27 protein-coding genes are annotated in these 26,900 nt (G+C 59.5%); 6 read left to right on the top strand and 21 right to left on the bottom strand.

Translation table 11 applies throughout. The features are described 5' to 3' along the window. From HMPREF2708_RS01320 to HMPREF2708_RS01350, 7 genes are all read right to left on the bottom strand, one after another. Complete coding sequence (locus tag HMPREF2708_RS01320; protein WP_070831297.1) at positions 1-381, bottom strand: hypothetical protein; 381 nt, start codon at positions 379-381, stop codon at positions 1-3. Then, complete coding sequence (locus HMPREF2708_RS01325; protein ID WP_070831300.1) at positions 378-1,013, bottom strand: hypothetical protein; 636 nt, start codon at positions 1,011-1,013, stop codon at positions 378-380. Before HMPREF2708_RS01325 ends, HMPREF2708_RS01320 begins: the two co-directional genes overlap by 4 nt. Before the next feature lie 45 nt (positions 1,014-1,058). Beyond that, entirely contained in the window at positions 1,059-2,117 is a 1,059-nt protein-coding gene (gene hemB / locus HMPREF2708_RS01330) for a porphobilinogen synthase (protein ID WP_070438168.1), read from the bottom strand. 47 nt (positions 2,118-2,164) lie between these two features. Further along, positions 2,165-3,832: a bifunctional uroporphyrinogen-III C-methyltransferase/uroporphyrinogen-III synthase gene (locus tag HMPREF2708_RS01335; protein WP_070831303.1), complete on the bottom strand. Its 1,668-nt coding sequence runs from the start codon at positions 3,830-3,832 to the stop codon at positions 2,165-2,167. 204 nt (positions 3,833-4,036) lie between these two features. Then, positions 4,037-4,969 carry a hydroxymethylbilane synthase gene (hemC, locus tag HMPREF2708_RS01340; protein WP_070831306.1) on the bottom strand — a complete coding sequence of 311 codons (933 nt, stop codon included), beginning with the start codon at positions 4,967-4,969 and terminating at the stop codon, positions 4,037-4,039. Between the two features lie 15 nt (positions 4,970-4,984). Then, complete coding sequence (locus HMPREF2708_RS01345; RefSeq protein WP_083321827.1) at positions 4,985-6,427, bottom strand: glutamyl-tRNA reductase; 1,443 nt, start codon at positions 6,425-6,427, stop codon at positions 4,985-4,987. A 224-nt stretch (positions 6,428-6,651) separates the two neighbouring features. Continuing rightward, positions 6,652-6,894: a glutaredoxin family protein gene (locus HMPREF2708_RS01350; RefSeq protein ID WP_070831308.1), complete on the bottom strand. Its 243-nt coding sequence runs from the start codon at positions 6,892-6,894 to the stop codon at positions 6,652-6,654. A 237-nt stretch (positions 6,895-7,131) separates the two neighbouring features. Here HMPREF2708_RS01350 and HMPREF2708_RS01355 point away from each other — a divergent pair, with 237 nt between their 5' ends. Next, on the top strand, positions 7,132-8,217 hold the full coding sequence (locus HMPREF2708_RS01355) for an HAD family hydrolase (RefSeq protein WP_246840288.1): 1,086 nt from the start codon (positions 7,132-7,134) through the stop codon (positions 8,215-8,217). Positions 8,218-8,451: 234 nt separating this feature from the next. On the opposite strand, the gene HMPREF2708_RS10820 is transcribed toward HMPREF2708_RS01355, so the two are convergent. The 5 genes from HMPREF2708_RS10820 to HMPREF2708_RS01375 form a co-directional block, all read right to left on the bottom strand. Continuing rightward, positions 8,452-8,553, bottom strand: coding sequence for a 30S ribosomal protein bS22 (locus HMPREF2708_RS10820; RefSeq protein ID WP_003855542.1), 102 nt, complete (start codon positions 8,551-8,553; stop codon positions 8,452-8,454). A gap of 243 nt (positions 8,554-8,796) precedes the next feature. Next, entirely contained in the window at positions 8,797-8,988 is a 192-nt protein-coding gene (locus HMPREF2708_RS01360) for a helix-turn-helix domain-containing protein (RefSeq protein WP_005509751.1), read from the bottom strand. 263 nt (positions 8,989-9,251) lie between these two features. Further along, the gene (gene proC / locus HMPREF2708_RS01365) at positions 9,252-10,061 is read right to left on the bottom strand and encodes a pyrroline-5-carboxylate reductase (protein ID WP_070560754.1); all 810 of its coding nucleotides are present in this window, start codon (positions 10,059-10,061) and stop codon (positions 9,252-9,254) included. A gap of 102 nt (positions 10,062-10,163) precedes the next feature. Then, positions 10,164-11,597: a hypothetical protein gene (locus tag HMPREF2708_RS01370; RefSeq protein WP_070831314.1), complete on the bottom strand. Its 1,434-nt coding sequence runs from the start codon at positions 11,595-11,597 to the stop codon at positions 10,164-10,166. 1 nt (position 11,598) lies between these two features. Beyond that, complete coding sequence (locus tag HMPREF2708_RS01375; RefSeq protein ID WP_161798944.1) at positions 11,599-12,537, bottom strand: Ppx/GppA family phosphatase; 939 nt, start codon at positions 12,535-12,537, stop codon at positions 11,599-11,601. Between the two features lie 34 nt (positions 12,538-12,571). Between HMPREF2708_RS01375 and HMPREF2708_RS01380 the strand changes: the two genes are divergently transcribed. Continuing rightward, positions 12,572-13,504, top strand: a complete 933-nt coding sequence (locus tag HMPREF2708_RS01380; RefSeq protein ID WP_070831317.1) for a DUF3109 family protein — start codon at positions 12,572-12,574, stop codon at positions 13,502-13,504. A gap of 53 nt (positions 13,505-13,557) precedes the next feature. Here HMPREF2708_RS01380 and HMPREF2708_RS01385 read toward each other — a convergent pair whose 3' ends face one another. The 5 genes from HMPREF2708_RS01385 to mshA all read right to left on the bottom strand — a co-directional run bounded on the left by HMPREF2708_RS01385 (position 13,558) and on the right by mshA (position 18,320). Further along, positions 13,558-14,253 (bottom strand): response regulator transcription factor, encoded by a 696-nt coding sequence (locus tag HMPREF2708_RS01385; RefSeq protein WP_070831320.1) that lies wholly within the window; start codon positions 14,251-14,253, stop codon positions 13,558-13,560. A gap of 3 nt (positions 14,254-14,256) precedes the next feature. Beyond that, positions 14,257-15,564, bottom strand: a complete 1,308-nt coding sequence (locus tag HMPREF2708_RS01390) for a sensor histidine kinase (RefSeq protein ID WP_070831323.1) — start codon at positions 15,562-15,564, stop codon at positions 14,257-14,259. Positions 15,565-15,695: 131 nt separating this feature from the next. Next, a complete protein-coding gene (locus HMPREF2708_RS01395) occupies positions 15,696-16,442 on the bottom strand; it encodes a phosphoglyceromutase (protein WP_016421977.1) in 747 nt (248 codons plus the stop codon). Positions 16,443-16,512: 70 nt separating this feature from the next. Beyond that, complete coding sequence (locus HMPREF2708_RS01400) at positions 16,513-16,998, bottom strand: type III secretion system chaperone family protein (protein WP_070431988.1); 486 nt, start codon at positions 16,996-16,998, stop codon at positions 16,513-16,515. A 59-nt stretch (positions 16,999-17,057) separates the two neighbouring features. Continuing rightward, positions 17,058-18,320 (bottom strand): D-inositol-3-phosphate glycosyltransferase, encoded by a 1,263-nt coding sequence (mshA, locus tag HMPREF2708_RS01405; protein WP_210400297.1) that lies wholly within the window; start codon positions 18,318-18,320, stop codon positions 17,058-17,060. Between the two features lie 271 nt (positions 18,321-18,591). Here mshA and HMPREF2708_RS01410 point away from each other — a divergent pair, with 271 nt between their 5' ends. Next, a complete protein-coding gene (locus HMPREF2708_RS01410; protein WP_070831330.1) occupies positions 18,592-20,427 on the top strand; it encodes a long-chain-fatty-acid--CoA ligase in 1,836 nt (611 codons plus the stop codon). A 328-nt stretch (positions 20,428-20,755) separates the two neighbouring features. Here the strand turns inward: HMPREF2708_RS01410 and HMPREF2708_RS01415 are convergent, their stop codons facing one another. Next, positions 20,756-21,931: a UDP-N-acetylmuramate dehydrogenase gene (locus HMPREF2708_RS01415; protein WP_070831461.1), complete on the bottom strand. Its 1,176-nt coding sequence runs from the start codon at positions 21,929-21,931 to the stop codon at positions 20,756-20,758. 85 nt (positions 21,932-22,016) lie between these two features. Here HMPREF2708_RS01415 and HMPREF2708_RS01420 point away from each other — a divergent pair, with 85 nt between their 5' ends. From HMPREF2708_RS01420 to purU, 3 genes are all read left to right on the top strand, one after another. After that, the gene (locus HMPREF2708_RS01420; RefSeq protein ID WP_038627523.1) at positions 22,017-22,514 is read left to right on the top strand and encodes a DUF2505 domain-containing protein; all 498 of its coding nucleotides are present in this window, start codon (positions 22,017-22,019) and stop codon (positions 22,512-22,514) included. Between the two features lie 127 nt (positions 22,515-22,641). Next, positions 22,642-23,412, top strand: a complete 771-nt coding sequence (locus tag HMPREF2708_RS01425) for an LmeA family phospholipid-binding protein (RefSeq protein ID WP_070831333.1) — start codon at positions 22,642-22,644, stop codon at positions 23,410-23,412. Between the two features lie 17 nt (positions 23,413-23,429). Continuing rightward, complete coding sequence (gene purU / locus HMPREF2708_RS01430) at positions 23,430-24,335, top strand: formyltetrahydrofolate deformylase (protein WP_070831336.1); 906 nt, start codon at positions 23,430-23,432, stop codon at positions 24,333-24,335. Between the two features lie 171 nt (positions 24,336-24,506). Here the strand turns inward: purU and HMPREF2708_RS01435 are convergent, their stop codons facing one another. The 3 genes from HMPREF2708_RS01435 to HMPREF2708_RS01445 form a co-directional block, all read right to left on the bottom strand. Next, positions 24,507-24,818, bottom strand: coding sequence for a DUF2516 family protein (locus HMPREF2708_RS01435; RefSeq protein WP_070831339.1), 312 nt, complete (start codon positions 24,816-24,818; stop codon positions 24,507-24,509). 124 nt (positions 24,819-24,942) lie between these two features. Further along, on the bottom strand, positions 24,943-26,292 hold the full coding sequence (locus tag HMPREF2708_RS01440; protein WP_070831342.1) for a DUF445 domain-containing protein: 1,350 nt from the start codon (positions 26,290-26,292) through the stop codon (positions 24,943-24,945). Between the two features lie 190 nt (positions 26,293-26,482). Then, positions 26,483-26,881, bottom strand: coding sequence for a hypothetical protein (locus HMPREF2708_RS01445; RefSeq protein WP_049172374.1), 399 nt, complete (start codon positions 26,879-26,881; stop codon positions 26,483-26,485). Positions 26,882-26,900 lie beyond the last annotated feature (19 nt).

The raw sequence follows: 26,900 nt of genomic DNA on the forward strand, positions 1-26,900 counted from the left end.
CTAATCCTGTGGCTGGTTGGCGCGCGTGAGCGCTAATTCACGATAGAGCAACAGTAGTCCACACGCCATCGCCAGGCTGGGCGTGATAACCCATACAGTCAGCGCGCCGGCCATAATGGCAAAGAACATGGCGAGAGCCGTGATAATCACCACGATGAGCAGGCAGTTCCGGGAGAGTTTGAACTCAGTGGCCGTCGGCAAGCAGCCGCTACCAATGAGCGAGCAGACCAGCGTCACGCCGGCGACGATGTAGATGTCACGGCCAACGGCGGCGGGAGCCTGCGAGTAATCTCCGGTGACCAGTATCAAGCTCAGGACAATCTGGGCGATGAGCGCGACGAAGAGCACCCACTGCCAGGGTCGACTCGGCAGGGACATCATTGCTTGGACTCCTCAGGCTGCTTGGGCTGTGACTGGTCCAGCTGCTGTTGCTGCTTTGGATCAGCGCCATGCTTCGACGCTCCCGGCAGATGCGATTTCGGCGCGGACGGAGTCCACGGTTTCGAGGGGCGCTGATGATCGAAGTAGTCCTTGGACTCCTTCGAAGCGGCGAGCACCAGGCCAGCTACCGCGGCAGTGGCAGAGACGATTCGCACAATTCCGCTGATAAGAACGAGGGATGCTGGCACTCCCGATTCTGAAGCCGTAGAAGAGAAGAAGGACATCAGCGCCGACAGTGCCAGGTAAAGTGAGCCGATAACCAGCACGGTGCGAGCACCTTCGCTCCCCTTGCGCATTCGCTCGATGATGGCGAAGAACGCGATGCAAAGCCCCACTGCGAAAAAGAACGCGATAACGATACTCGCCTTCATGGCGGCATCAATCTGGCCCTCGCTGAAACCCGGGAAATTCTCCTTAGCGGTTGAGGGGCTCATCAGCATTTCCGGATGCAGCCAGTAGGTCACCGTGGCTACTGCAGCGAGGAGCAGCTGCATCACGGCCGTAACCCGCCACGCCTGCCTAGCTCCCTCGACCTGCTCGGGAATTGCGGGCTTCTTCTCTTCTTTAGTCATCCGTCCACTTCTCGATACTTATTACTGCACGTTCACCCCAGCGGATTAGAACTGGGCACGCAGCTTCTTCGCCAAGTCCACCGCTGCGTAGGTCAAAATCTGCTCCGCACCGGCACGGCGAATGCTCAGTACTGCTTCCATCATCGCAGCATCCAGGTCAATCCACCCGTTGGCGGCAGCGGCGTGAATCATCGCGTACTCACCAGAGACCTGGTAGGCGGCAACCGGCACCGGCGACATATCCGCGACCTCACGCAGAATGTCCAGGTAGCTCATGGCCGGCTTTACCATCACCATGTCTGCGCCCTCGTCAACGTCGAGCTGCACTTCGAGCAGGGACTCACGACGATTTGCAGGATCCTGCTGGTAGGTACGGCGATCACCCTGCAGCGAGCTGCCCACGGCTTCACGGAATGGACCGTAGAAGGCGGAGGCATACTTTGCCGAGTACGCCATGATGGAGACATCCTCATGGCCAGCGGCGTCCAGGCCCTCACGAATAGCGGCAATCTGACCGTCCATCATGCCCGACGGGGACACGATATGTGCACCGGCGTCGGCTTGGGCAACGGCCATCTTGACGTAGTTAATCAGCGTGCGGTCATTCTCAACGACCGTGTTGCCGAAGCGGTCCGTGCCCAGTACGCCACAGTGGCCGTGGTCGGTGAACTCATCCAGGCAGGTGTCGGCCATGATCAGAATGTCATTCCCGAACTCGTCGCGGAGACGACGCAGAGCGCGGTTGAGAACGCCCTCCGGATTCCAGGATTCAGAGCCCTCGCCGTCCTTATCCGCATCGAGCGGGACACCGAAGAGGTCAACCGCCGAGATACCTGCCTCAACAGCCTCGCGCACAGCTTCTACCAGGGAGTCTTCGGTGTGCTGTACTACTCCGGGCAGGGAGCTGATTGGCTTCGGCTCATCAATCCCATCTGCAACAAACATGGGAAGGATGAGATTCTTCGGAGTCAGTGTCGTCTCTGCCGTCATCGCACGCATCACCGGGTTGGTGCGCAACCTGCGTGGGCGACGAATCGGGAGAGGAAATCCAAACTGTTCGAGATCGATTTCGCGGGATGATTCAGAAGCTCCAGATGTAGTCATAAAGACAACTTTAATCAAAACGCGAACTCGCACCGATTCGCCCCGGCTTAGGCCTTGGTTTTACGCGAACGACGACGCTTCTTGCGCGGTGGCGGCAGCTGCCCTGCCGCCCGCAGTTGCGCAACATGCTCTGCCAGCGCATCCACCAGCTCCGGGATGCTTGCGCGTTCCGGCACGACATCTACACGCAGACCGTACTCGCGAGCCGTGGCTGCGGCCATCGGCCCGATGCAGGCAATGATGGTGCGAGCATGCGGCTTACCCGCGATGCCGACCAGATTCTTCACCGTCGACCCCGAGGTAAAGCACACTGCGTCAAAGCCACCGGACTTGATCATGTCGCGGATGTCCGCACTCGGTGGCGCTGCCCGCACGGTACGGTACGCGACCACATCATCGACTTCCCAGCCCAGGTCAATCAGACCGTCGACAAGCACGTCGGTGCCGATGTCGGCGCGTGGCAGCAATACGCGGTTGACCGGATCGAGATCCTCGATGTACTCCGGGAACACGTCGACGATGCCCGCGGCGTTCTGACGAGTGTCGTCCGGAAGCAGCTCCGGGGTAATGCCGAGATCACGGATGGCAGCGGCGGTGCGATGGCCGACAGCTGCGATGCGGACTCCAGCGAACGAGCGCGCGTCCAAGCCGAATGCCTGGAACTTCTCCCACACTGCGGTGACAGCGTTGACGGAAGTGAAGACAACCCACTGGTAACGGCCGTCGACAAGCCCCTTGATGGCGCGTTCCATCTGCGCTGGGCTACGTGGTGGCTCGATTGAGATGGTCGGGACCTCAATCGGGATGGCGCCGTGCCCAACGAGACGAGCACTCATCGGCCCTGCCTGCGCCTTGGCGCGTGGGACCAGCACCTTCCATCCGTAGAGGGCCCGGTTTTCCCACCACGAGTACTTCGAGCGATTGTCCACACCCTTGCCAAGCGTAACCACCAGCGGACCGGTCAGGTCACCCGAAAGCTGCGCCAAGGTGCCCAGCGTGACGTCGTAGGTGCGCTGCAGACGAGTCGTACCGTTGACAGTCACCGACACCGGCAACGCCGACGGCAGACCGCGTTCACCGAGTTCGGAGGCAATGGCGGACAGGTCATCCTGCACGGCCTGCAGCACCAGCGGCTGCGGTGCCTGCGCCAACTCGTCCCAGTCCACATCGGCGCGACCGAGATCGGTCTCCGTGTACGTCGAGCCCAACGCGATACCGGCAAATGCCGGGACGGTGGAGGGCACGGACATACCAGGGACGATCTGGAACTCAACCTCGGCGTGCGAGACCTCGTTGATTTCGGCCAGCAGCGAATCGTTGGTCAGCGGATTTCCGGCCACCAAACGCACTACATCATTGCCTTTGGCTGCTTCTTCGACGAGTAGGGCGGCCATCTTCTTGGGATCGTCGATAGGATTGCGCAAATCTGCGGCGGTCGGCGGTGCCGGACGCGGTGGCTTACGACGAGATCCCTTGGCCTTGGCTGCGGCGCACATGCGCTCGTACTCTTCCTCGGCTTCCTTCAGCAGCTCAGGAGGAACAGGCACATCGGTTGCGACGAGTTCTCGAACCCCCGGCATGACATCGGCGTCGACGTAGGCGATAGCGGTGTCTGCGAGAATCTCACGGGCGCGAAGCGTCAGCAGGTCGGGATTTCCAGGACCAGCGCCGACGAACAGGATGCGTCCCGTTGCTGCGGGGAGGGAGGTGTTCATCGTTGCGGAGTGATTTCTTTTCTATTGGTTGTTCACTTTTCGTGCCGATGAGTCACTAAGGAAGAAAGCGGACATGCGCCAACACATGTGAGGGGCAGGTAGATACCTGAATCTCACATGCGAGCGCACGGAGGGAACCCTTATCCCAACGGCATGCATACAGGCCTATTAGCATAAAGGGTTTGAGCCAAATTAACTAACCGGCTACTTTTGAGATTCCCGCAGGGTATCGCCCATTACCTCATGAGCACCCCGTTCAAGCAGGGCCGCCGCAACCTTCCGGCCAAGCTCATCGGCCTTATCCACGGTTGCGGTAGCGGTCTCGAGCAACTGGCGCGATCCGTCGACTGCGAACACCCCCGCCCGCAGGGTAAGTTCACCGCTATCGCTCACGGTTGCGTAGGCCGCAACCGGGGCGGTGCAGCCTGCTTCCAGCTCACTGAGTACCGCGCGCTCAGCGACAGCGCGGGCATGGGACACCGGGTGGTCAATCTTCCGCAGAATATCCACAATTTCGCGGTCAGCAGTGCGGCACTCCAGCGCCAGGGCTCCCTGGGCCGGGGCCGGCATGAGGACGTCCATGTCCAGGGATTCCGCAAGCTCTCCGAGGCGACCCGTGCGCTCCAGTCCAGCGCGAGCCAGAATGACAGCGTCCAAGTCTTCAGAGACGCGCCCCATGCGGGTTTCGATGTTTCCACGCAGTGGTACAAGTTCCAGGTCAGAGCGCAGCGCACGCAGCTGAGAGACACGACGCGGCGCGGAGGTACCGACTCGAGCACCCTCAGGCAGGTCCATCAGCGGCGTGGCATCGCGGGAAATCAGCGCCTCTCGCGGGTCGACGCGCTCCGGCACGGCTGCGACCATCATGTCGTCTTCCGGCAACGTCGGCAGATCTTTAAACGAGTGCACGATAATGTCGCACACCCCCTCGCGGAGTGCATGACGCAGCGCCTGGGTAAAGACGCCGATACCAATCTTTTCCACCGGGTCGTGGCGGTTATGGTCACCAGCGGTCTTTACAATCACCAGCTCTGCAGGCTGCCCCAGCTCAATCAGTGCATCACGGACGTGGCCGGCCTGTGTCGTGGCCAGTTCCGAGCCCCTGGTACCGATACGAATAGTCGCTGGGTCAGGCATGTTTCCCTCCGGGTGTTAATTTTTGGTGGTTTCAGCAACGCCTTCAATGATGGCACTACTGTCAAGACCATACTGCTCAAATCCCTGCATCCGCCCAATTCGGCCCTCTACCATGAGATCTGCGGGGATATCGGTGTCAGCATACAGGCCAGAGGGGGTAGATAGGGGCAGGTCGAAGAGCTTCTGCAGCGCAAGCGCGTAGTTGCCACCACCCTGCTGGCTAGAAAGCTTCTTGACCTGCACCGTTGGCGCGTGCAAGAGCTTATCGACGACGCGGCGAACCGTGGACTCGACTTCGCGACGTTCCTTTTGCGTAAGACCTGGTGTCTTCGCCTCCAGGCGAGCGAGCTCAGCCGCCGCCACATCTGCCGCACGCTCACGCAGAGCGCGAACAGTCGGTGCTACCTCGCTTGCACGCTGCGCCGTGAGGTAGGACTCCAACTCTTCGCCCACAATGTCGCGCGCTGCAGCCTCATCATCACGGCCCGGAACCTCCGTACGAGTCATCTGCAGCAATTCGATGTTGAATAGTGCAATCCCCTCAAGCCCGGAGACATCCTCCGCAACGTCGCGAGGCATAGACAGGTCGACGATGGCGAGCGGGCCGTGGTCGATGACATCAGCAGCTGAAATGACGGGAGCCATGGCCCCAGTGGCGCTGACGAGAATGTCCACATCATCGAGGACATCGGCGAAATCATGCAACGCAATAGCAGTAGCGGGGATGCCCGCTTCAATGGAGTGGTTGGCCAGGTTCTGCGCCCTGTCAACGGTGCGGTTGGCAATAATCAGACGGTCAATGCCGCAGCGCCCCAGGTAGCTAGCGGCCAGCGAACTCATCGCACCGGCGCCGAGGATAAGAGCCGAACGTCCGGCCAGGATATCGGTCCCCTCAGCGACGTCAACACCAGAGTTGAATCCGGGGTGCAGTGCAGCAACCGCCTCGTCGATGGCCACGGAGACCATCGATGCGCCCGCGTTATCAATCAGCGTTTCGCTGTGGACTCGCTTGCCTGTGTGCAGCGCCTTCTGTGCCAAGTCATGCAGCATGCGACCGACTGTGCCGGCTTCGTCCGCTTCCTGGTAGGCATTGCGGATCTGACCGATAATCTGCTGTTCGCCCAGCACCATCGAGTCGAGACCAGCACACACCGAAAAAGCATGCTCAGCCGCAGCCTGTGCATACCGGACATAGAGGTGCGGCGTCAGTTCATCGAGTTCGAGCCCAGTACGACCGACAATTTCACGGACCACAGCCGATAGCCCAGAGTGGAAGCCGTTGGCCACCACGTAGTACTCAACGCGATTACAGGTCGACAACAGCATCGCTTCACTGATTGCTTCATCCGCGACCAGACGGGCTAAAATGGCCTCTCGCTCAGTTTCACCGACAGAGACCTTTTCAAGAAGGGTCACCGGTGCAGACCGGTACGACATTCCGACGAGAAGCACACTCACCGCTCAATCACCGCTCTATTGCTCCTTCACAGGCCCCGCTACGGGCTTTTTCACACAGCTATGATTGTTAACGCTAGACAACTCTGCCATCTCGTCACAACAAAGGCATACTTTACTTAGCCTCTACCTCGATGTTCGCAGCGCTCTACTGCTTCTTTGCCGCTACTCCACATTCTGCCATGTCTCCGCGGCTCCTAGCAGTTCGGCAGAGCTGTCTCCCGAACTTATTCGGCCTCCGCTATCGCTTCCAGGAGCTCATCGTCATCGATTTCCCAGCAAGCGATTTCCTCATCGTTGACCAAAATCACCGGCACGCGATCGCCAAATTCCATGGCCAAGTTTGGATTGGTATCGACGTCTTCCACCTGGAACTGCGCATTTTGGCCCCGCACCAGCGGCTCAATCTGCGCAATCACGCGAGCGCACGAACCGCACGTCTTCCTACTCATCACCGTCACAGTCACCATAACGGCCAGTCTAAAGGTCGACTGTTTCGCTTTACGACGTCCCCCTCCCCACACTTCCCCTGCAAAAGTGCCCCTTCTTATCTTTGCCCCCATCCGCTCCTTAAATCTCAGCGCGCAGCTTTGCCTAAAGAGCGGATACTATTCAACAAGAGCTTCCGATAACGGATGTCGGTTGCATCTTTATTGGAAGACAATTGAAAGCCATCCGAAATCACCGTGGAAAGAGATTTTCGTGCCGTGAGTGAGTTCAGTGCCGACAACCGCTCCCCCTTCCCTATCGACATTCTGGGAGACCTTGCGTCCTCGCAGGGTAACGTCCGTAATTTTCTCGAGCAGGTAGCGCTCGCTCCGCTCAATGACGAAGCGCAGGAGGAAGCTGGCGCTGCAGCGGCTGCCAATGCACTGAAAGCACTCGGCGAGGTCTACGATGTCGGCGGCGAAGAACTGGCTACGGGATTTCGCAGTGTAGCTGGTGCCGAAGATGCCGCTGGCGGTGCACGTGTGCTTTCACAGCCCATTCCAGGTGTCGAACGCGATCAAGGTGCCGCCGCTTTCTTCGATGTGGACAATACGCTTGTCCAGGGCGCATCGATCTTCCTCTTTGCCATGGGGTTGGTCGAGCGCGGATTCATCAAGAAGCGCGATTTGGCCGGGATGATTTGGAAACAGCTGAAATTCCGAATCTCGGGCGCGGAAAACGCCGCCGACGTAGCTAAGGCCCGCGAACAGGCATTGGAGTTTTTCGCCGGCCACGATGTGGATGAAATGGTCAAACTCGGTGAAGAGATCTTTGAAGAAAAGATCAGCGACCGCGTTTACCAGGGCACCCGCGATCTGGCGGAATTGCATATCCAGGCTGGCCAAGAGGTCTGGCTGGTCACCGCCACCCCGGTGCAGCTGGCCCAGGTTATCGCTAAGCACATCGGGCTGACCGGCGCCCTCGGCACAGTCGCCGAGGTCAAAGATGGAAAGTTCACCGGCCGCCTGGTAGGCGATATCCTCCACGGCCCGGGTAAGAAGCACGCGGTAGCGGCTCTGGCGGCCTCCTCCGGGTTGGACATGTCTCGCTGCACGGCATACTCAGATTCCGCCAACGACATTCCCATGCTGTCCATGGTGGGCACCGCCGTGGCCATCAACCCGGATCGGAAATTGCGGAATTACGCCCAGAAGATGGGTTGGACTATCTACGACTACCGTCACTTCCGCTCCGTAACCTTCGCCACGATGCGGTGGCTCTCGATCGGAGCACTACTGGCAGGAGTTGTTGGGGGCGCAGGACTCGTCGGCAAGCGACTGTGGGACGCGAACAAGGAAAGCTAAGCGCTGCTAGGAGTACTCGAGAGTAGTGACCGCGTTTATGACAAAAATGGCTCGAAAAATGGTCTGAAAGTGCCATAAGCTCGCACAGTTTCACATTTGCAGCCCGTACTCAGCAGCTCTCCCCCCCCCAACGACAAAACCCGCCCTATCTCAACGAGACCGGGCAGGTTTTGCTTTTAAAACGTGTACGCGACGCAGCACGCGCGCTCCTGCGATAACGGCAGGAATGCTGGCTTACTTGCCGAGCTTACGACGCTGCACGCGGGTACGGCGAAGCATCTTGCGGTGCTTCTTCTTCGACATGCGCTTGCGACGCTTCTTAATGACGGAACCCATCGGCTCGACCTCGCTATTCGTTGACGGAAATTTCTTTTCTTGCACAATGGCGGCGTACTCAATGCGGCCTTACAACCGCCGAGATGTCACGCCCTTTTTCCTTCCGCCTTCACAGCTAGATACTTCATGACTTGAAGACGATAGGAAACAGGGGCGCAGCACAGCACCATGTACTAATCGGATTAATCATAGCGGGGACATATGCGTTCAGGTCAAACAGCCCCGCTTAAAAGGCAGAAAAAACTAACCCGCGTTGTAGAAAGAGGAGTCCAGGTATTCCTTGACTGCGGACTCATGGACGCGGAAAGAACGGCCAACGCGCACTGCCGGCAGCTCGCCAGCGTGAACCAGGCGGTAGACGGTCATCTTGGATACGCGCATGATGTCAGCAACTTCCGCAACGGTCAGAAAGGTGCCTTTATCTGCATTCTGCATTAGTAAATATTCCCTTCAGCGCACGCGACGCGCTGCAGGCTTCCCCTCCTGCAGAAAATCGTGACACGCACGTGCTTTTCACATCCTACCGGTAGGCAAGGTGCCGGTGCGATTTTTGATAAAAAATAGGGGCATTGGCGAATGGTGTGACAGTTGTGACTAATCCATCGTCCCTGCGTATCGGATTAGCTACTGCCCCTGGCCATTTCCAATGCCCCAAATATTGGGGTTACTTTTACACCCGCCACCACTCGGCGAAATACTTATTTACCCATCTCATTGGCCTTGTCATAGCAAGCCTGCAGCGCGCGATGCACCGCACGGCGAATACCCTCTTCCTCGAAAACTCGGGTGGCCGCTGCCGTTGTACCGCCCGGCGAAGTGACATCAGCACGCAGCGCAGTCGGGTCCGCGCCCTCTTGCATCATCATCTCGGCCGCACCAGCAGCCGTAGCCGACGCCAGACGCTTAGCCTGATCACGCTTGAGGCCCAGATTCACACCCGCATCGGTCATCGCCTCGACAAACTGGAAGAAGTAAGCCGGACCAGAGCCCGAGACTGCAGTGACTGCAGACATCAGCGACTCATCGACGACCTCAACGCTGCCGACCTTCTCCAGCAGTCCGACAACCTCGTCGGTCTGGCTCTCCGTGACAAAGCGACCCGGCGCGACTGCACAGACGCCCTTGCCCACCAGCATCGGGGTATTCGGCATAACGCGGATCACCGGAGTGCCGACAGCACAGACACCTTCCATCTTGTCCAGTGTGATGCCAGCCGCCATCGACACCACGATGGTGTCGACTTCAGAGTCATCGAGCACGTCGGCAATCTGCTCGAGCATGTCGATAATCAAGTACGGCTTTACGCACAAGAACACCACGTCGGCACCGTCGACGGCCCCTACTGGGTCGTCGGCATCGACAATGCCGTAGGTCTCCTTCAGACCGGCCAGGCTCTCCTTGGTGCGCCCCACCACATAAATCGAGGAGGGCGAGACACCACCGTCGATGAGACCACCGACGAGTGCGCTACCAATCTTTCCGCCACCAATTACAGCAATTCTTGTCATGGACGCTAAGTGTGCCAAAATTGGCCCACACATGCGAATGCAGGGACCGGAAAACTTCGCTTCCGGCCCCTGCATCAGGTGATGATTATTTTGTTGGCCCCACTACAACTGGAAGAGAATCCAGGGGCCAAATGTCAGTGCCAAACCGACAAGCCCCGCGAGAATCGGTGTCAGTTTGTCCTTCTCACGGCGCAGGTAGTTAGCCATTCCCGCGAAGCCACCAGCGACCACGAGAGCCATGATGACAACCACAATCTTTGGCAGCGACGACCAGGCCATGGTGAAGCCCAGGAACACCAATGCACCAGCAATCAGACCCACGAAGACCTGAATCAGGAGCAACGGCACCGAGAGGGAATTGTCCTCGGCGTAGCCATCACGCGCGGCGACCTTGCCCTTGGAGCTCTTGGATTCTTCACGCTTAACGACGTCCCGGGGCTCCGACCGCTTCTCGTCAGCTGCGACCTGGGTCGGCGTGGTCTCGGCCTGTACGTCTTCTGGCTGTGCTACTTCAGGAGCGACAGCGGCTGCTACTGCCGCCTCGGAAGCGGCACCGGTATCGGCGTCAGCGTCGGTAGCCTCGAAGGTATCCGTTTCCTGAGCAGCTTCAGTCTCACCGACTGCGTCGGCCTCTTCCACCTGCGGCAGCACATGGGTTTGCTCTTCCGGAGCTTCTGTTGTTTCAGACTCAGCAAGCTGTTCACCGTCGACGTCATCCGATTCAGCGGATGCCTCAGACGCTTCGTCGACATTGTCCTGGACAACCGGAATGGAGGCAGTCGGACGGTCGTCGTAAGCGTTGGAACCGGTGAGTACTGCACGAGCAACTGGCCCCGGCTCCCCAATCTGCTGCGACTCGTCTGCCATGTCACGCAGTTCGGTGAAGGTATAGGTAATCTCCGAACGCTCGGAGTTGACCATGACCGGACGGGGTTCCATCGGAATTGCCAGCGGCACCGCAGGGGCTGCTGGCTGCGTAGTTGGCGTGCTCGGCGCAGCTTGCTCCTGCTGCGGAGTTGCCGGAGCAACCGGAACAGCCGGAGCAGCCGGTTCTTCGGCAACTTCGTCAGCTTCGGCCTCAGCGACCTCGGTGTCAGCAACCTCGGTGTCAGCCTCAATTAAATCTGGCTCTTCCTCTTCCCGAGCAGCAGCTTCAGCCTCGGCCTCAGCTTGAACCTCATGCTCCGAAGAATCCGCCTCTTCAGCAACTATCACTGACTCAGCAACGGCCTCCAAGTGCTCCGGAGCTTCTGCCTCCGGTTCGGTTGCCTGTGCTTCTTCGGTGGCGTTGGTCGCAGCTTCGTCGGCAAGCAGATCGCTCGTAGTCGTCTGACCGTCGTCTGCGTTGGAAAGAGCGTGTGCACCGCGTCGCGGTTCGCCGGCCTTAACGCGAGGGATTGAGCCAGTGAGTTCCTGAACGGACACACCGCCGTCTTCAAGGCTGCGTCGACGGCGGCGCCGCGGTGGTTCAGAGGGGGCTCCCTCCTTCTGCCGCCGCGCCAGCAGTTCGGCAACGGTGAGCTTTTCCTCGCTCATCTCAACCCTTTCCGTATAGGTCACTGTCCAGTCGTCGGAAGATAATGCCCTCGCGCAGAGCCCAAGGACAAATCTCGACCTTCTCTAATCCCAATGCTCGCATACTAGCCTCTGCAACGAGAGCACCTGCGACAATTTGGTGAGAACGATTTGCACTAACACCCTCAAGTTCAGCACGGTCAGCCGCCGTCATGCGTGAAATAAACGCAATCAACTGACGCAAACCAGCCGCAGTCAGGGTGCGCTTAACGCGCGGACCAGCAGCGGAAGGAGCTGCACCGGTCAGGCGGGCGAGAGTACGGAAGGTCTTCGAGGTAGCGACAGCCAAGTCCGGCTCACCAAGCGTGCGCAGATGACGAGCCGGCTCAGCGAGCTCAGCATCAATGTAGTCGCGCAGCAGGTCAATCTTCTTGCGCTCCGGCGGGTCGGTTTCGAACCACTCGTGGGTCAAACGGCCCGCACCGAGCAGCAGTGAGTACGCGGCCTCCGGATCCTCATCGGTACCCGACGTCAGCTCGAGAGAACCGCCACCGATATCCAGGTTGATTAGACGACCAGCAGACCAGCCGTACCAGCGCCGTACTGCCAAAAAGGTCAGACGAGCCTCGTCCTCACCGGAGAGAATCTGCAGCTTAATGCCAGTTTCCTTCTCGACGTGAGCGAGTACTTCGTCCGCGTTGGCGGCATCGCGAACAGCCGAAGTGGCGAAGCTAATCATCTCTTCGCACTTCATCTGCTCAACCAATTCCTTGGATTCAGCGACATAGCCCGTCAGCTTGTCAATGCCCTTCTTGGACAGGTTGTTGTCCTTATCCAGGTACTCGACCAGCTTCATCGTCGACTTGGAATCGCTCATCGGAGTCGGATGTCCGCCCCGGCGGGCGTCCACCATCACCAAGTGGACGGTATTACTACCTACATCTAATACACCTAATCTCACTCTTAGTAGGTTAGACGGTCTACGGTGTATTGGTGTGAATCAACCCCACCCCCGCCCCGGTCGCGGACCACAACCATCTCCCGCTGAAGTCGCCTATGATTTTCCCCGAGAGTGGTTCGAGTTCGCCCACCCAGAGGACCCAGAACACATCATCACCTGCGACCTAACCTGGTTGATGAGCTCCTATCAATGCGCCTTCGGCACCTCCGCTTGCCTGGGCATCGACTCCGCGAACGCGGATGTCGGATGCTGCGGCCATGGCGCCTTTATCACCGACGACGAAGACCGCGAGAGGGTTATTGACGTCGTAAAGCGGATGGAAGGCGACTCCGCAGAGCCCCAGTGGTGGCAGAACCGCCCCAAACAAACGCTGAAATGGCTCGAAACCTACGAAACCGATCCCTCCGATCCGTTGGAACCGTGGTTAGTGTGGGACGAGCTTGACGACGAAAACGGAGAGCCTGAGCCTGCTCTGAAAACGAAGGTCGTGAAGAATGCCTGCATTTTTGCCAACCGTGAGGGGTGGCGAAATGGTGCGGGCTGTGCCATCCACCAGTGGGCGATGGCCAACGACATTGACCCCGTGAAGGTCAAGCCGGATGTGTGCTGGCAGGTGCCGCTGCGCCGACTTGAGGACTGGGAGGAACGCCCAGACGGCCAGGAGATTCTGCGCACAACCATTACTGAATACGATCGTCGCGCCTGGGGCAATGGCGGCGAGGACTTTGAGTGGTTCTGCACGGGTGCGCCGGCCACACATGCCGGTGGCGAGCCGATGTGGCGCACGCACAAGTCCGAGCTAATCGAGCTCATCGGCGAAGAGTGCTACGAAATTCTGGCGGAGCACTGCCGGGCCCGAGAGGCAGCGGGCGCGGCCAAAGCGTTCGGGCCGAGCGGCTACCCGCTGCTGGCGATTCACCCGGCCACACGCGCAGCGGCCGAGGGGCTGGCACCGGACGAGGTTTAACGTCGAGGATTCATCAGATCGCCGGCGAAGAGCATCGGCAGCAGTTAGCTGCGTTAGTCCTCGAACTTGTAGCCCAAGCCGCGAACGGTGACCAGGAACTCAGGCGAGGAAGGATTGCGCTCAATCTTGGAGCGCAGGCGCTTGATGTGTACGTCCAGCGTCTTGGTGTCGCCGACGTAGTCGGAGCCCCAGACGCGGTCGATGAGCTGGCCGCGGGTCAGCACACGACCACGGTTGCGCAGCAAGTACTCCAGCAGGTCGAATTCCTTGAGCGGCATTGCAACATCATCGCCGTCAACGGTGACTACATGGCGCTCGACATCCAGCACGACCGGGCCGCCGCGCAAGACCTCCTCGTAGAGATCCTCGACATCGTCGGAGTCGTCGTGACGACCGCGGCGCAGCACAGCCCGGATACGGGCAATAAGCTCCCGAGAGGAATAAGGCTTGGTCACATAGTCATCCGCACCAATTTCGAGGCCGACGACCTTGTCAATCTCAGTGTCACGGGCGGTGACCATAATCACTGGGACAGCGGACTTTAAGCGGATGTTTTTGCAGACCTCGGTGCCACTCATACCTGGCAGCATGAGATCCAACAGCACAATGTCCGGTTCTGCTTTGGAGAATTCTGCAAGTGCTTCCTGGCCGTCAGCGGCCATCCGCACCTCGAATCCCTCGCGCTGCAGCAGAAACGCTAGCGGCTCCGCCAAAGCCGTCTCGTCTTCGACAATAAGTACCTCAGTCACGGATTACTTCATTCCTTCCTTGGAATCTTTGTTCTGGGAATCCTTATCCTTGCCGCGGGATTTGCCCGTACCACGCTGCGCGTTTTTCTTAGCCGCAAGTTTACCCGCAGGCGGAGTGTGCCCGATCGGCAAACGTGCAGATACATCGCCGTCATTAGACGCGGAACCGGTCTTGTCCATCAGCGGTAGCTCAATGGTGAAGGTCGATCCAGTGCCCAGTCGGCTCCACAGCTTGACGGTTCCCTTGTGGTTCGCTGCGACGTGCTTAACAATTGCCAAGCCCAGACCTGTACCACCTGTCGCCCGCGAGCGTGCCTTATCCGCACGGAAGAAGCGCTCGAAGATGCGCTTCTGGTTCGCCTGAGAAATGCCAATACCGCGGTCAGTTACACGGATAGCGACGGTGTCGTTATCCTCCGTGACTGCAGTCACGGACACAGGCGTGGCCTCTGGCGAGTAGTTGATGGCGTTTGAAATCAGGTTGGACACCGCAGTGATCAGCAGGCTGCGCTCACCTTCAACGACCAACTCCGACTCACAGTCAACGGTGATTTCAATACCCGCTTGCTCCGCGAGCATCTGGTTACGACGCACCGCTGCCTGGACGATCTCTTCAACCTTCACGGGCGACATGTCCGGCAGCGGCTCCGCCCCCTGCAGCTTCGACAGCGAGATGAGCTCCGTAATCATCGTCGACATCCGCTTGGACTCCTGCGTCAGGCTCTCACTAAAGTGACGCACTGCCACCGGGTCGTCGGTAGCTTCATTCAACGCCTCAACCAACAGACTGATAGCCCCCACGGGAGTCTTAAGCTCATGGGAAACGTTGGCCACAAAGTCACGTCGTGCGGCTTCCATGCGAGCCTGTTCGGAGACATCTGCCGCGTAAATCACCACAAAACGGTCATCCACCAGTGACAGCGGAGTCAGCTGGCAACGGACAATCGTGTCCGGCGCCCCTGCCCGGCGCGACGGCAACACCAGTGTCAGCTCCTGGTCCTCCTGCGAGTCAAAAACCTTTTCTGCAGCTTCCCAGCCCACATCATTCAGGCGGCGCTCATAAACCAGCCCCAACTTGTGCGCCATGGAGTTGGACAAAATCAAATCACGGGAGATGTCAACGACCACCACCCCCGTCGGAGACTTCTGAATGGCCAGGTGCATGACCTGCGCCATGGTGGTTATTGTACTTTCCTCGTCGCTCCTCTGGCGCCGAGCGGCGTTATAGGCACCCGAGACAACTCCACCAAGAATCAGCACAGCTGCCATAACCGCAGCACCTAGTAGAGCAGCGATAATGATTTTTGACACGGGTCTTACCCTAAGCTCTTTTCACAATCCGCGCGCGCTGAAAAACTATTGCGCTCGCTAGCCCTAAATAGACCAAGGAGCACAGCCTCACTTGGCTGCGCCCCTTATCGGCCTATCAATGACCTACATATTTACTTGTTGCCCTGAGCGGCAACAGCAGCAGCACCTGCAGCTGCAGCTTCCGGATCCAGGTAGGTGCCACCCGGGTTCAAAACCTTGCCCTCAGCATCAAAATCGTAAACCAGCGGGATACCGGTCGGGATGTTCAGAGCGGCAATGTCCTCGTCCGAGATGTTGTCCAGGTGCTTGACCAGTGCACGCAGCGAGTTACCGTGAGCTGCCACCATGACAGTCTCACCGGCCTTCAGACGCGGCAGGATTTCCTCTTCAAAGTAAGGAATGAAACGCTTGACGACGTCCAGGAGGCACTCCGTGCGCGGAACCTCATCCAGGTTGGCATAACGCGGGTCATTAGCCTGCGAGAACTCGCTGTCATCCGACAGCTCCGGCGGCGGAGTGTCGTAAGAGCGACGCCAGGACATGAACTGGTCCTCGCCGTACTTCTCCTTGGTCTCTGCCTTGTTCAGGCCCTGTAGGGCGCCGTAGTGGCGCTCATTCAGACGCCAGTCGCGGATAACCGGAATCCACAACAAATCAGCAGTATCCAGGGCAATGTGTGCGGTGTTAATAGCGCGACGCAGTAGCGACGTGTAGAGGACCTGTGGCTTCAGGCCTGCCTCTACAAGCATCTCACCGGCACGTACTGCCTCAGCTCGGCCCTTGTCGGTCAGTGCAACGTCGACCCAGCCCGTGAACTGGTTGGATGCGTTCCACTCACTCTGGCCATGACGGACAAGAATCAGTTTTCCATTGCTCATACCCCCAATTGTGCCCCAAAACTGGACAGCCCGCCGTTCGTTGCCCCGCTATGTGGGTTACTACCCCCGGCTACTCAACCATGTGGCGGAACTGCTCCAGATTGGCCAGGTTTTCCCCGCGGTCAACCCGCCACTCCCACTCGCGCTTAATTGCCGATGCAAAGCCGCGCTCGAGGATCTGGTTGAAGTCCCCATCGGCCGTCTCCAGCAGCTGACCAAGGAGGCGGTCGAGGTCATCGTCGGAAAGCTGAGCCGGCAGTTGACCAACCAGGTAGATGTCGCCGGCGGCGTCAATGGTGTAACCGATGCCGAACAGACGACGATTGCGCTGCAGCAACCACTTGTAGACGGCCTCGTGGTTTTCTTCGACAGCGCGACAAACGAAGGCTTCGACACGCAGGGAGTCAGGCGCCGGGATGAGACCAACGACGGTCTTCAGCTTCTTCTTACCAGGCAGAACCACCACGGCGGCATTGTCTGCAATGCCATGCTCAACACCGAGACGTTCTAGCTGCTCACCGAGGGATTTCAGCAGTCCTTGGATGTCCGTGCTCATCGTGAATCATCTCCCTGTTTATGTGGCTACGGCCCTGGCGATTCTGAAGCTAACGAAACCTACCGAGAGCCACCCGCATCCCGGATAGAGCCGGGACAATTTTCCTTTTGGAGTTCGGTTCGATGATAGACATCGGCCAACCGATCCACGGTCTTTTGCCAGGAAAACTCCAAGGAGTGCTCGCGCGCCTGGGTGGCCAGCTTAATGCGCAGCTCGTCGTCCTCCACCAGGCGACCGAGGGCATCGGCCCAGGCTGCGGGCTCGTGACCGTCGACAAGCAAACCGCTGACCCCATCATCGACAGCGATGGAGAGCCCGCCAACATTCGCCGCGGCAACGGGAGTGCCGGTGGCCTGAGCCTCCATCGCCACCAACCCGAAGGTTTCGTTGTAACTGGGCACGGCGACGATGTCTGCGGCCTGGTAGAGCTTCGCCAGGTCCTGCGGCGGGCGCGGGGGCATGAAACGGACTAGGTGATCGACCCCCTCTTCCGCGGCGAGATTGGTGAACTCGTCGGGCGCGTGCACCCCAGAACCGGACAGGCCACCGCAGATAATCACTCGGACATTAGTGGCGGGATGGCGACGCATGAGCTCGCCAACACCGCGCAGCAATACCTGCGGCCCCTTCAGCCGCTGCAGCCTACCGACGAACAAAATGACCTTAGTATGCAACGGGATGCCCAGCTCGCGGCGGGACCGCTCGGTGGCACGATCGCTGCCCGGCGAAAAGAGCTCCACGTCCACCCCGGGCGGCACGACATTGATGCGCCACGGGTCGGCATCGTGGAGATCCGCGAGCTGCTTAGCTTCGGCATCTGTGTTGACGATGAGCCGGCACGCATTATCCACAATCTGCTGCTCACAGATACGACGCGACTCAGGCTCTGGCGTATCCCCCTCCGCCAGATGGAGGTTCTTCACTGCCGCCAGCGTGTGCGCCGTGTGCACAAACGGAATGTCAAGCAAATCCGACAGCAACCACCCCACCTGGCCAGAGAGCCAGTAGTGCGAATGAATCAGATCGTATTCAATCCCCTGTTTGCGGGCGAACTCAATAACCCCGCCAGCAAAAGCCGGCATCTGCGTAGCCAGGTCTGACTTCTCCAGCCCCTCATATGGGCCAGCCACTATGTTGATGACACGGAAATTCTCACTGACCTGAATCACCGGTCCATCGCTGGAACGCGTGGCGCGAGTGAAAACATCCACCTTCACACCGCGTCGCGCCAGCTCCTCGCAGGTGCGCAGCACGTAGACATTCATGCCGCCAGCGTCACCGATGCCCGGTTGCTCCAGCGGAGAGGTATGCATGGAGATCATCGCGATGCGGTTCGGCCACGCCGGAGTGTTAGAGGTGGTGTTTGGGGCGGCGGCGTCTGCGTCCGTCGTTGCCGACGGAAATGTTTCGGTCATACTGCCCAGAGTGCCTATTCCAAGGGCAACCCCGCAAATGAGTACCTCAAATACGTGTCTAGAAATCCCGGCAATGCAGTGCGACGTACGGCACAATAGGGGGCGATACCTACTACGTCGTAAGTTATTATCGCCTCACGACATAGTCAGGTGCTAAACAAAAACCTAGGAGGATACCATGGCCGATACATCCAGCTCGTGCGCTGAAAATGACTCTGCCCCAACTAACGGCTCCACACCCAACGCCGCTATTTCTAAGGCCTGGCTGAACCTGTATCCGGAGTGGACACCGCCTCACATTGACTACAACTTCGACACCCTCCTGGATGTCTACCGCCACACTCTGAGTAACCACCCGCGCCGTAAGGCACTGACCTTTTTTGGTCGTTCCACCTCCTATGCCGAGCTGGATGCCAAGATCCGCAGCGTTGCCGCCGGCCTGCGCGCACTCGGTGTACGCAAAGGCGATCGCGTGGCACTGCTTATGCCAAACTGCCCGCAGCACGTCATCGCTTACTGGGCAGTTCTGCACCTCGGCGCTGTTGCCGTAGAGCACAATCCTCTCTACACCGCCCACGAGCTGCGCCATCCGTTCAACGACCACGGTGCCCGCTTTGCCATCTGCTGGGACAAGATTGTCCCCGTACTTGAAGACCTTCGCAGCAACACCCCGCTCGAGACCATCATTGCGGTCAACATGCTGCAGGACCTGCCGTTTGTCATGCGCACCGCCCTGTCGATCCCGCTGCCGAAACTCCGCGCCGCCCGCGCTAAGCTGCACTCCTCCGCACCGCAGGTCATGGGTTTTGATGCTTTGCTTCACGACGCCGTCGGCGGAGACGGCCACGACCTCCAGGCCGATGAGTCCATCACTGCCGATGACACTGCAGTGATGATGTACACCTCTGGCACCACGGGCTCGCCGAAGGGCGCGCAGCTGAGCCACCGCGGGCTGGTCGCCAACATTCTGCAGGGTAAGGCCTGGGTGCCGGGCTTGGGCAAGGAACGGGAAATCTCCCTTGGCGTTCTGCCGATGTTCCACGCCTACGGCCTGACCATTGTCACTAACTTGTCCATGCTGATCGGCGCTGAACTGGTGCTGGTGCCGGCACCGGAGATTCCGCTGATTATGAAGGTGATGAAGAACAATCGCCCGACATGGGTGCCTGGTGTACCGACCCTCTACGAGAAAATTGTCGAAGCCGCCGAGCGCGATAATGTCGACCTCTCCGGCGTGAAGTTCGCCTTCTGTGGCGCCGCTACCCTGCCGGTTTCCCTCGTGCAGAAGTGGGAGAAACTCACTGGTGGTCGCCTTGTCGAAGGCTACGGCCTCACCGAAACCTCGCCGATTATCGTCGGCAACCCGATGGACGGTAACCGCCGCCCGGGCTACGTTGGCCTGCCGTTCCCTGACACCGAGGTCGCCATCGTTGACCCCGATGACCCCACCAAGCTCCGCGCTGACGGCGAGGAGGGCGAGGTCATCGTCCGAGGCCCACAGGTTTTCGCCGGTTATCTCAACCTCCCGGAGGCAACGGAGAAGTCCTTTACCGATGGGCCGGCTGAGCTTCCCGCTGGCGATCGTTGGTACCGCACCGGCGATGTCGGAGTCATGGAGTCGGACGGCTTCATCAAGCTGGTCGCCCGCATCAAGGAGGTCATCATCACCGGTGGCTTCAATGTCTACCCGGCCGAGGTCGAGGAAGTACTACTCTCCCACCCGGACATCACCGATGCCACGGTTGTCGGCCTGCCAAAGAACGACGGCTCCGAGATGGTCGTAGCCGCCATCACCCTTGCTGACTACGCCCGACTGGATTCCGACGCCTACCGCGACCACTGCTACGAAAACCTGACCCGGTACAAGGTGCCGCGCGCATTCTTCCACCTGGAGGAACTACCTCGTGACCAGATGGGCAAGGTCCGCCGTCGCGACGTCCGCGACGTGCTGCTCAAGCAGCTGGAGCAGAAGGGCCAGAGCGTGGATTCACTTGCCCACCGCAAGCACCATTAGTTCGCGGTGGTTTTGTAGTTGGGATAGGGGCCTGGGTAGAGCTGGCTCCTATCCTCTTAAGGCGAATCCCCTTAAGGTAGACCCCCGCCCCCAGACTTAGTGACTAGGTTTATGACAAAAAACTGCGGATGAATGCTATTCACACGTCATAAACCTAGTCACTTTCTCTATCCCCACCCATCACTTTCGCTATCCCCGCCCATTGAGAGAAGGCCCGGGAGCGCAAGTTGAGGACTACCCAGCGGTTCTATCAGCCCCAGCGGCCCCATCAGTCACGCCAGCCTCTCCAGCCCGCCCCCCCACTGGCCATCAGCCACCCGCCGCGGGCCTAATCGATGCTCACGCCGACCCACACCGGTTCTGGCACCAGGGTCACGCCGAAGGCCTTTTCCACACCAGCGCGCACATCGCGTGCCAAAGCCACCAAGTCGGCAGCGGTCGTAGGCGTACCATCGCCAGTCTCCCCGCGGTTGGTCAGTGCCAGGGTGTGCTTAGTCGACAGTCGTGCGGGCGCACCGTCACCGGGGTAGCCCTTGGGGAACCCGGCGCGCTCGATAAGCCACGCCGCCGAGAGCTTCACAGCCCCCTCGTGGCCGGGGCCAGCGGGGAATGCGGGCATATTCGCGGCCTCATCAGCCCCACGCAGCGAGGCAACCTTTGCACGCACGGTCTCCACCGAGTTCTCCGGAATAATCGGGTTGGTAAAGAAAGAACCCGCCGACCAGGTATCGCGGTCAGCATCTTCGAGAACCATGCCCTTGCCCCGGCGCAGCTCAAGCACTTTTTCGCGCACCAGCTCAGCCGGCCTGCGAATCTCGCCAGCCGCAGCCTCGGCCTCGTCGACGCCCAGGCGCCGCGCCAGTTCGCCATAGCGAAGTGGCGCGGACATCCCATCCACGCTGAGCTCAAACCGCACGGCCAGCACCACTGCCCGTGCGGTGAACTTCAGGTTCGAGTAGCGGTAGGAAAGATCGAGGGACTCCGGTTCCACCCACTCGACCGAGCCGGTTGCGCGATCGTAAAGCTGCACCGCGTCCAGAACCTGCGATACCTCAGCACCGTAGGCACCAACGTTTTGCACCGGCGTGGCTCCGGCCGATCCCGGAATACCCGACAGGCATTCCAGGCCGCCAAAACCGGCGTCGACACTCATCTCCACGACCTCGTCCCAAACTGCACCGGCCTCGGCCTCCACGATTGCCGACACGGACTCTAACCCGTGTCCGCGAGTGCTCATGGTCACGTTGTCAGCCTCGATCACCACAGCCACCAGTGGCTCGAGTTCATCGGCTACGACCAGGTTGGATCCGCCTCCCACGATGAGGAGGGGCACGTTAGCGTCGTCAAGCGTGCGTACAACATCGACCACAGCGTCCGTCGTGCTACATCGGACGACGGCACGCGGCACCCCGCCGAGGCGGAGCGTCGTCAGATCCGAGAAAGCGGTATGCGTGCTGAGCTCCACCCCCTCTAGCCCCGCAAGCCCATCGATGGCTTCTTCCATGTCGGAGGTCAGGTGAATTGGGTTCGGCGATTGGTCGAGATTTTCCACGCCCCTAGCGTAGTGCAAGTTACGTATCATCAAGCGCATGACTACGACTAACACGCACACCGTCAACTTCGACCAGCCGATTGAGAAGGTTTACGAGGCCCTCACCGACGCCGGTTTCTGGGAGAAGGTCGCAAACCGTTTCTCGGCAGCTGACGGCAAGGTGGAAAAGTTCGAGACCACCGACGCTGGCACCACCGTCGTGATTCGCCAGACCGTCGCTGCCGACAAGATTCCGGCGCAGGCGCAGAAGTTCGTCAAGTCCGGGGTCGGCATGACCCGCACGTTCGTCATCAGCCCGCTTAACGACGACGGCGCGACCTCCACCGTGACCACAGAAGCTTCGGGCGTACCGGCGTCCTTCAGTGCGTCCCAGAAGCTCACCGCCCAGGGTGAAGGTGCAGTGCTGACCACCAACTCCGAGTTCGCCATCAACGTGCCGCTGCTCGGCGGCAAGCTCGAGGAGAAGGCCGCTCCGTACCTGGAGCGCGTCCTTAACGCTGAGACCGCGGTACTGGCGGACTACGTCGCTAAGTAGGTTGCGCACCGGGGGGGGCACCGGGTGGCACCGGGAAAGGGTTTGCCAGGCTTGCCGGGCTCCCCGGCGGATACCTGGCGAAGATAGGTGGTAGCGACGGAGCCGTCGTTAAGCAAGACTGGGAACCATGAGTTCTGCTAAACGCTCATCGAGCGTCAAAGTCCTGCCCACCGTCCTCGGTGTCATCATCGTGGTGGCGCTTATTGCGATTGCCGGCGAAATCGGCGTCCGGATGTTCGTGAGCAAGGAGATTTCCGACGGTTACCGCACCTCCGCCGAGGAGCGTGGTGCGACGGTCACTGAGGACCCCAAGGTTTCTTTCGGCACTCGCCCGATGCTGCTCGCCTTGGCCACGAAGTCCGTGCCCTCGATGGACCTGTCCACTCCGAACACACTGGAGGTCAAGAACCCGGAGGCGCTGGGTGGCGCACCGGAGATCAACGGTGACCCGGCAGCGGAAGTGCACCTGGAAAACGTGGATCTGAGCAATCGCGCGGATCCGACGGCAGAGTCGCTGCGAGTAGATGTCACGATCCCACCTCAGCTGCTGCAGGCGCTGATTAACCGGGAAAGCGGTGTACGCGCTTCCACAATCACGCCGCTGCCAGACGAAGGCCTTTTCAGCATTGAATTCGCCTCCGGATTTGCGACCTCCAAGTTCCGCCCGACTGCCAACGGCGGTCATATCGAAATCAACCTGGAGGGCGGCTCAATCCTCGGCTTAAACCTCGATGGCCTGGCCGGCTGGCTGGGAGAAGCGAGCGGTACGCTGTTGAGCTACGACATCGGCCACGGCATGCAGGTGGAGGAAGCGCACGTCACCGGGGAGGGCCTGGCGTTGACACTGACGGGCGCAAATCTGCCTTTGTCGACCGTGAACGAACTTACCTTTAGCTAGCAGGTAAGATACCGAGAATGACTCGCTCTCTCATCACCGCAAAAAGCGGTACTCCCACCGAGCGCCAGTACATCTTCTCGCTCGGCTGTCCAGACCGTACCGGTATCGTTTCCACCCTGTCGACCTTCCTGTCCGACATTGGTGCGTGGATTACCGAGGCGGACTTTTTCTCCGACCCGGAGACCGGATGGTTTTTCACTCGCCAGGCGGTCCGCGCCGACGCGCTCGACCTGACTGTAGAAGAGCTGCGCGAGAAGTTCGCTGAGCTCGTCGGTGATTGGGGCCCTGAGGTCCGCTGGAAGGTCACCGACAACGCCGTCCCGAAGCGCGCTGTCATCCTGGTGACCAAGGAAGGCCACTGCCTGCAGGATCTGCTCGGCCGCGTCGCACAGTCGGACTACCCGATGGAAATCGCTGCAGTAGTTGGCAACCACCGCAATCTGGAGCCACTGGTCGCAGCGTATGACATTCCTTTCCACCACGTGCCCTTCCCCAAGGATGCCGTCGGCAAGCGTAAGGCATTCGATGAGGTCGCCGAGATTGTCGACGCCGAAAACCCGGATGCCATCGTGCTCGCACGTTTCATGCAGATTCTGCCGCCGGATCTGTGCGAGAAGTGGGAAGGCCGCGCAATCAATATCCACCACAGCTTCCTGCCGTCGTTCATGGGCGCGCGCCCGTATCTGCAGGCTTATCGACGTGGTGTGAAGCTCATCGGTGCCACCTGCCACTACGCCACTGAGGACCTCGACGATGGTCCGATTATTGAGCAGGACGTCATGCGTGTCTCCCACAAGTACACCGCTGCGGACATGCAGCGTGAGGGGCGCGATGCGGAGAAGCAGGTCCTCGCTCGCGGTTTGCGCTGGCACCTGGAGGACCGTGTGCAGGTCTACGGCAACCGCACCGTGGTGTTCCAGTAGGTTTCCGTGGTGTTCCAGTAGGTTTTCGGGGAGCCAGACCTATCCCTATCCCCTCCCCCCCCAAAAAAAAGAAAGTGTCTGGGTTTATGACAGAATAACCGGGTTTTTCACCCAGAAACTGTCATAAACCCAGACACTTTCTCAGTAGTGCAACCTAGCACCCGCCCGGGACTAATAACCGCCCTGTGCGTTCGACAAAATGTCCTTGATCTGTGGGCGAACATCCAACCAGTAAATACCCGTGATGACCAGCCCGGCAATCAGCGGGATGCCCAGCATTGCCCAGCCCAGCCACGGCAGGAGCAGGAAAATCGCCGAACCGACCAGCATGCCGGCCCAGACGTTGCGGCTCTTGCGGTCTGCAGCGTCAAAGGCATCCGCGCGGGTGGTGATGACAAGCACCGCACCGATTAGCGCCAAGATGCCGATGGCAAACGGAATGGCGAACTGAAACAGGACGTCCACATAGACGGAAATCGCCATTAGCGGCGAGTCCGCAAGACTGGGCAAAGATGGTAACAGGCGCACCGGGGGAACAACTCCTTTAACAGGGATGCATTGCTTTTTACATGCTAACGCACACCGTCTGATGTGCTGGGTTGTACTGCTAAATAGCCCCAAACACCAAGGTCGACAGGGTGTAAATAGCCAAACCGGCCAGTGATCCGACAACCGTGCCGTTAACGCGAATGAACTGCAGATCGCGACCGACCATCAGTTCAATCTTGTCGGAAGCCTCATCGGCGTCCCAACGTTCGACGGTCTCGGAAATGATCGAGGTAATCTCGCCCGCGTAATTCTCAGCGATGAAGACGACAGCCGCTTCCAGACGGCGGTCCATTCGTTTGCGCAACTCAGGATCGGATTGGATCCGCTCGCCGTAGCGGGCGGCCGTTTCCGAGACCTTCCGACGGAGCAGGGAGTCCGGGTCGCGGGCAGCGTCGACAAGCTTTGCGGATGTTGATGCCCAAATCTTCGCCGGTGCCTGTGTGACGGCGGCGGACGAAAGAATGTCGGTCTTAAGCTCTTCGACCTTGGCGATGGTCTTCTCGTCGTTCTGCAAATCTATGGCGAGCTGCGTGAGGAAGCGGTGGAGTGCCAGGCGCGCGTCGTGCTTAGGGTCATGCTGCACCTGCCAGGTCCAATCAACCAACTCGCGATAGACCTTGTCGCCGATGAGATCGTTGACAAAGCTCGGCGCCCAGGATGGGGCGCGCTCTCCGACGAGGCGGTCGATAAGATTCTGCGAGCCCAGCGACTTCCGGTGCAGCCACTCAGCCATCTGCTGGACGATGGGCTCGGTGCGCCCCTCTTCAATCAGCTGCTCGAGAACCTTACCCGCTGGTGGCCCCCACTCCGGAGCTGCAACTTCATCGATGACTGCTGACTTCAGCACTGCGGCGGCATCGTCAGGATTTATCGCCTCCAGCACATTTCCGGTGAACTTACCGACCTCTGCTGACACTTTGTCGGCGTTTCCCGGCGCTACCAGCCATTCGCCGATACGCTCAGGGATCTCGGCCTTACGCACCTTGTCCACAATCAAAGCGGGGTTCAGGAAATTGTCTCCGACGAACTGCGCCAGGGACTCACCGACCTGGTCCTTTTTGCGGCGGACGATAGCGGTGTGTGGGATAGGGATGCCGAGTGGGTGGCGGAACAGAGCTACGACTGCGAACCAGTCGGCGAGGGCACCGACCATGCCGGCCTCAGAAGCAGCGCGAACGTAGCCCACCCACGCGGGCACAACTTCGCCTGCGGATAAGTGTGAAGACTCAATACCGCGGCATGTGAAATACACAGCGGTTGCGATGACCAGCAGCATCGTAGCGAAGGCCTTGGCCTTACGCAGTTGCGCACGTTTTTCCGCTTCAACCTCAGGTGATGGCCCGGGAACTGCGAGACGGTCCGAAACCGAATCGACAGCTGCCGGCAGCTTAGCGGGGTTGTTATCCATGTGTATAGATTAGGCGCCGAAAACGCGAAAATGCCACCGCGCCGCAGTCCGCTGTTGGTGAGAGAGGTACTTCTCAGTACTTCCCCACCCCAGCGCACTGTGCACAGTGGCATCAACTGTGGAGGTGCTAGTTCAAAAGGCTAGCGTTACATCCGCCTAGAGGCGAGCCCCTTTAAACTGGGGCAAGCCTTTAGTGGTGAGTGCCGAATTCCTTTCGGTAAGCCTTGTAGTCACGACGACCGATGGAGATGCAGGCCACACCCGCGATAACCATAACCAGTGCAACTACCAGGCCAGCCCACATGAACACGCTGCCGTCGAAGTTCCAACCACCGGTGTAGTCGGTGTAGTTGGCGGCATCCTTAGCCAGGAAACCGTTGCTGTGAGAGGCAGCAGTCTGGTCGGCAAAAACGGTCGTTGCGAGACCGAAAATGAAGGTGCCCCAAGCCGCCAGAGAGGCGAGCATGAGTCCCATGCCAATCCAGGTAATGCTCTTGTGAAGCGAGGAGTATTCGGCATTCATGCTCTGAGGCACGTAACCGTCGACGAAGTGCTCTTCGCCCTGGTAACGCTTGACTGCATTCGCCATAATCTATGTCCCTTCTGGA

The organism is Corynebacterium sp. HMSC073H12, from assembly GCF_001837775.1.
In the GTDB taxonomy this organism is placed as follows: domain Bacteria; phylum Actinomycetota; class Actinomycetes; order Mycobacteriales; family Mycobacteriaceae; genus Corynebacterium; species Corynebacterium amycolatum.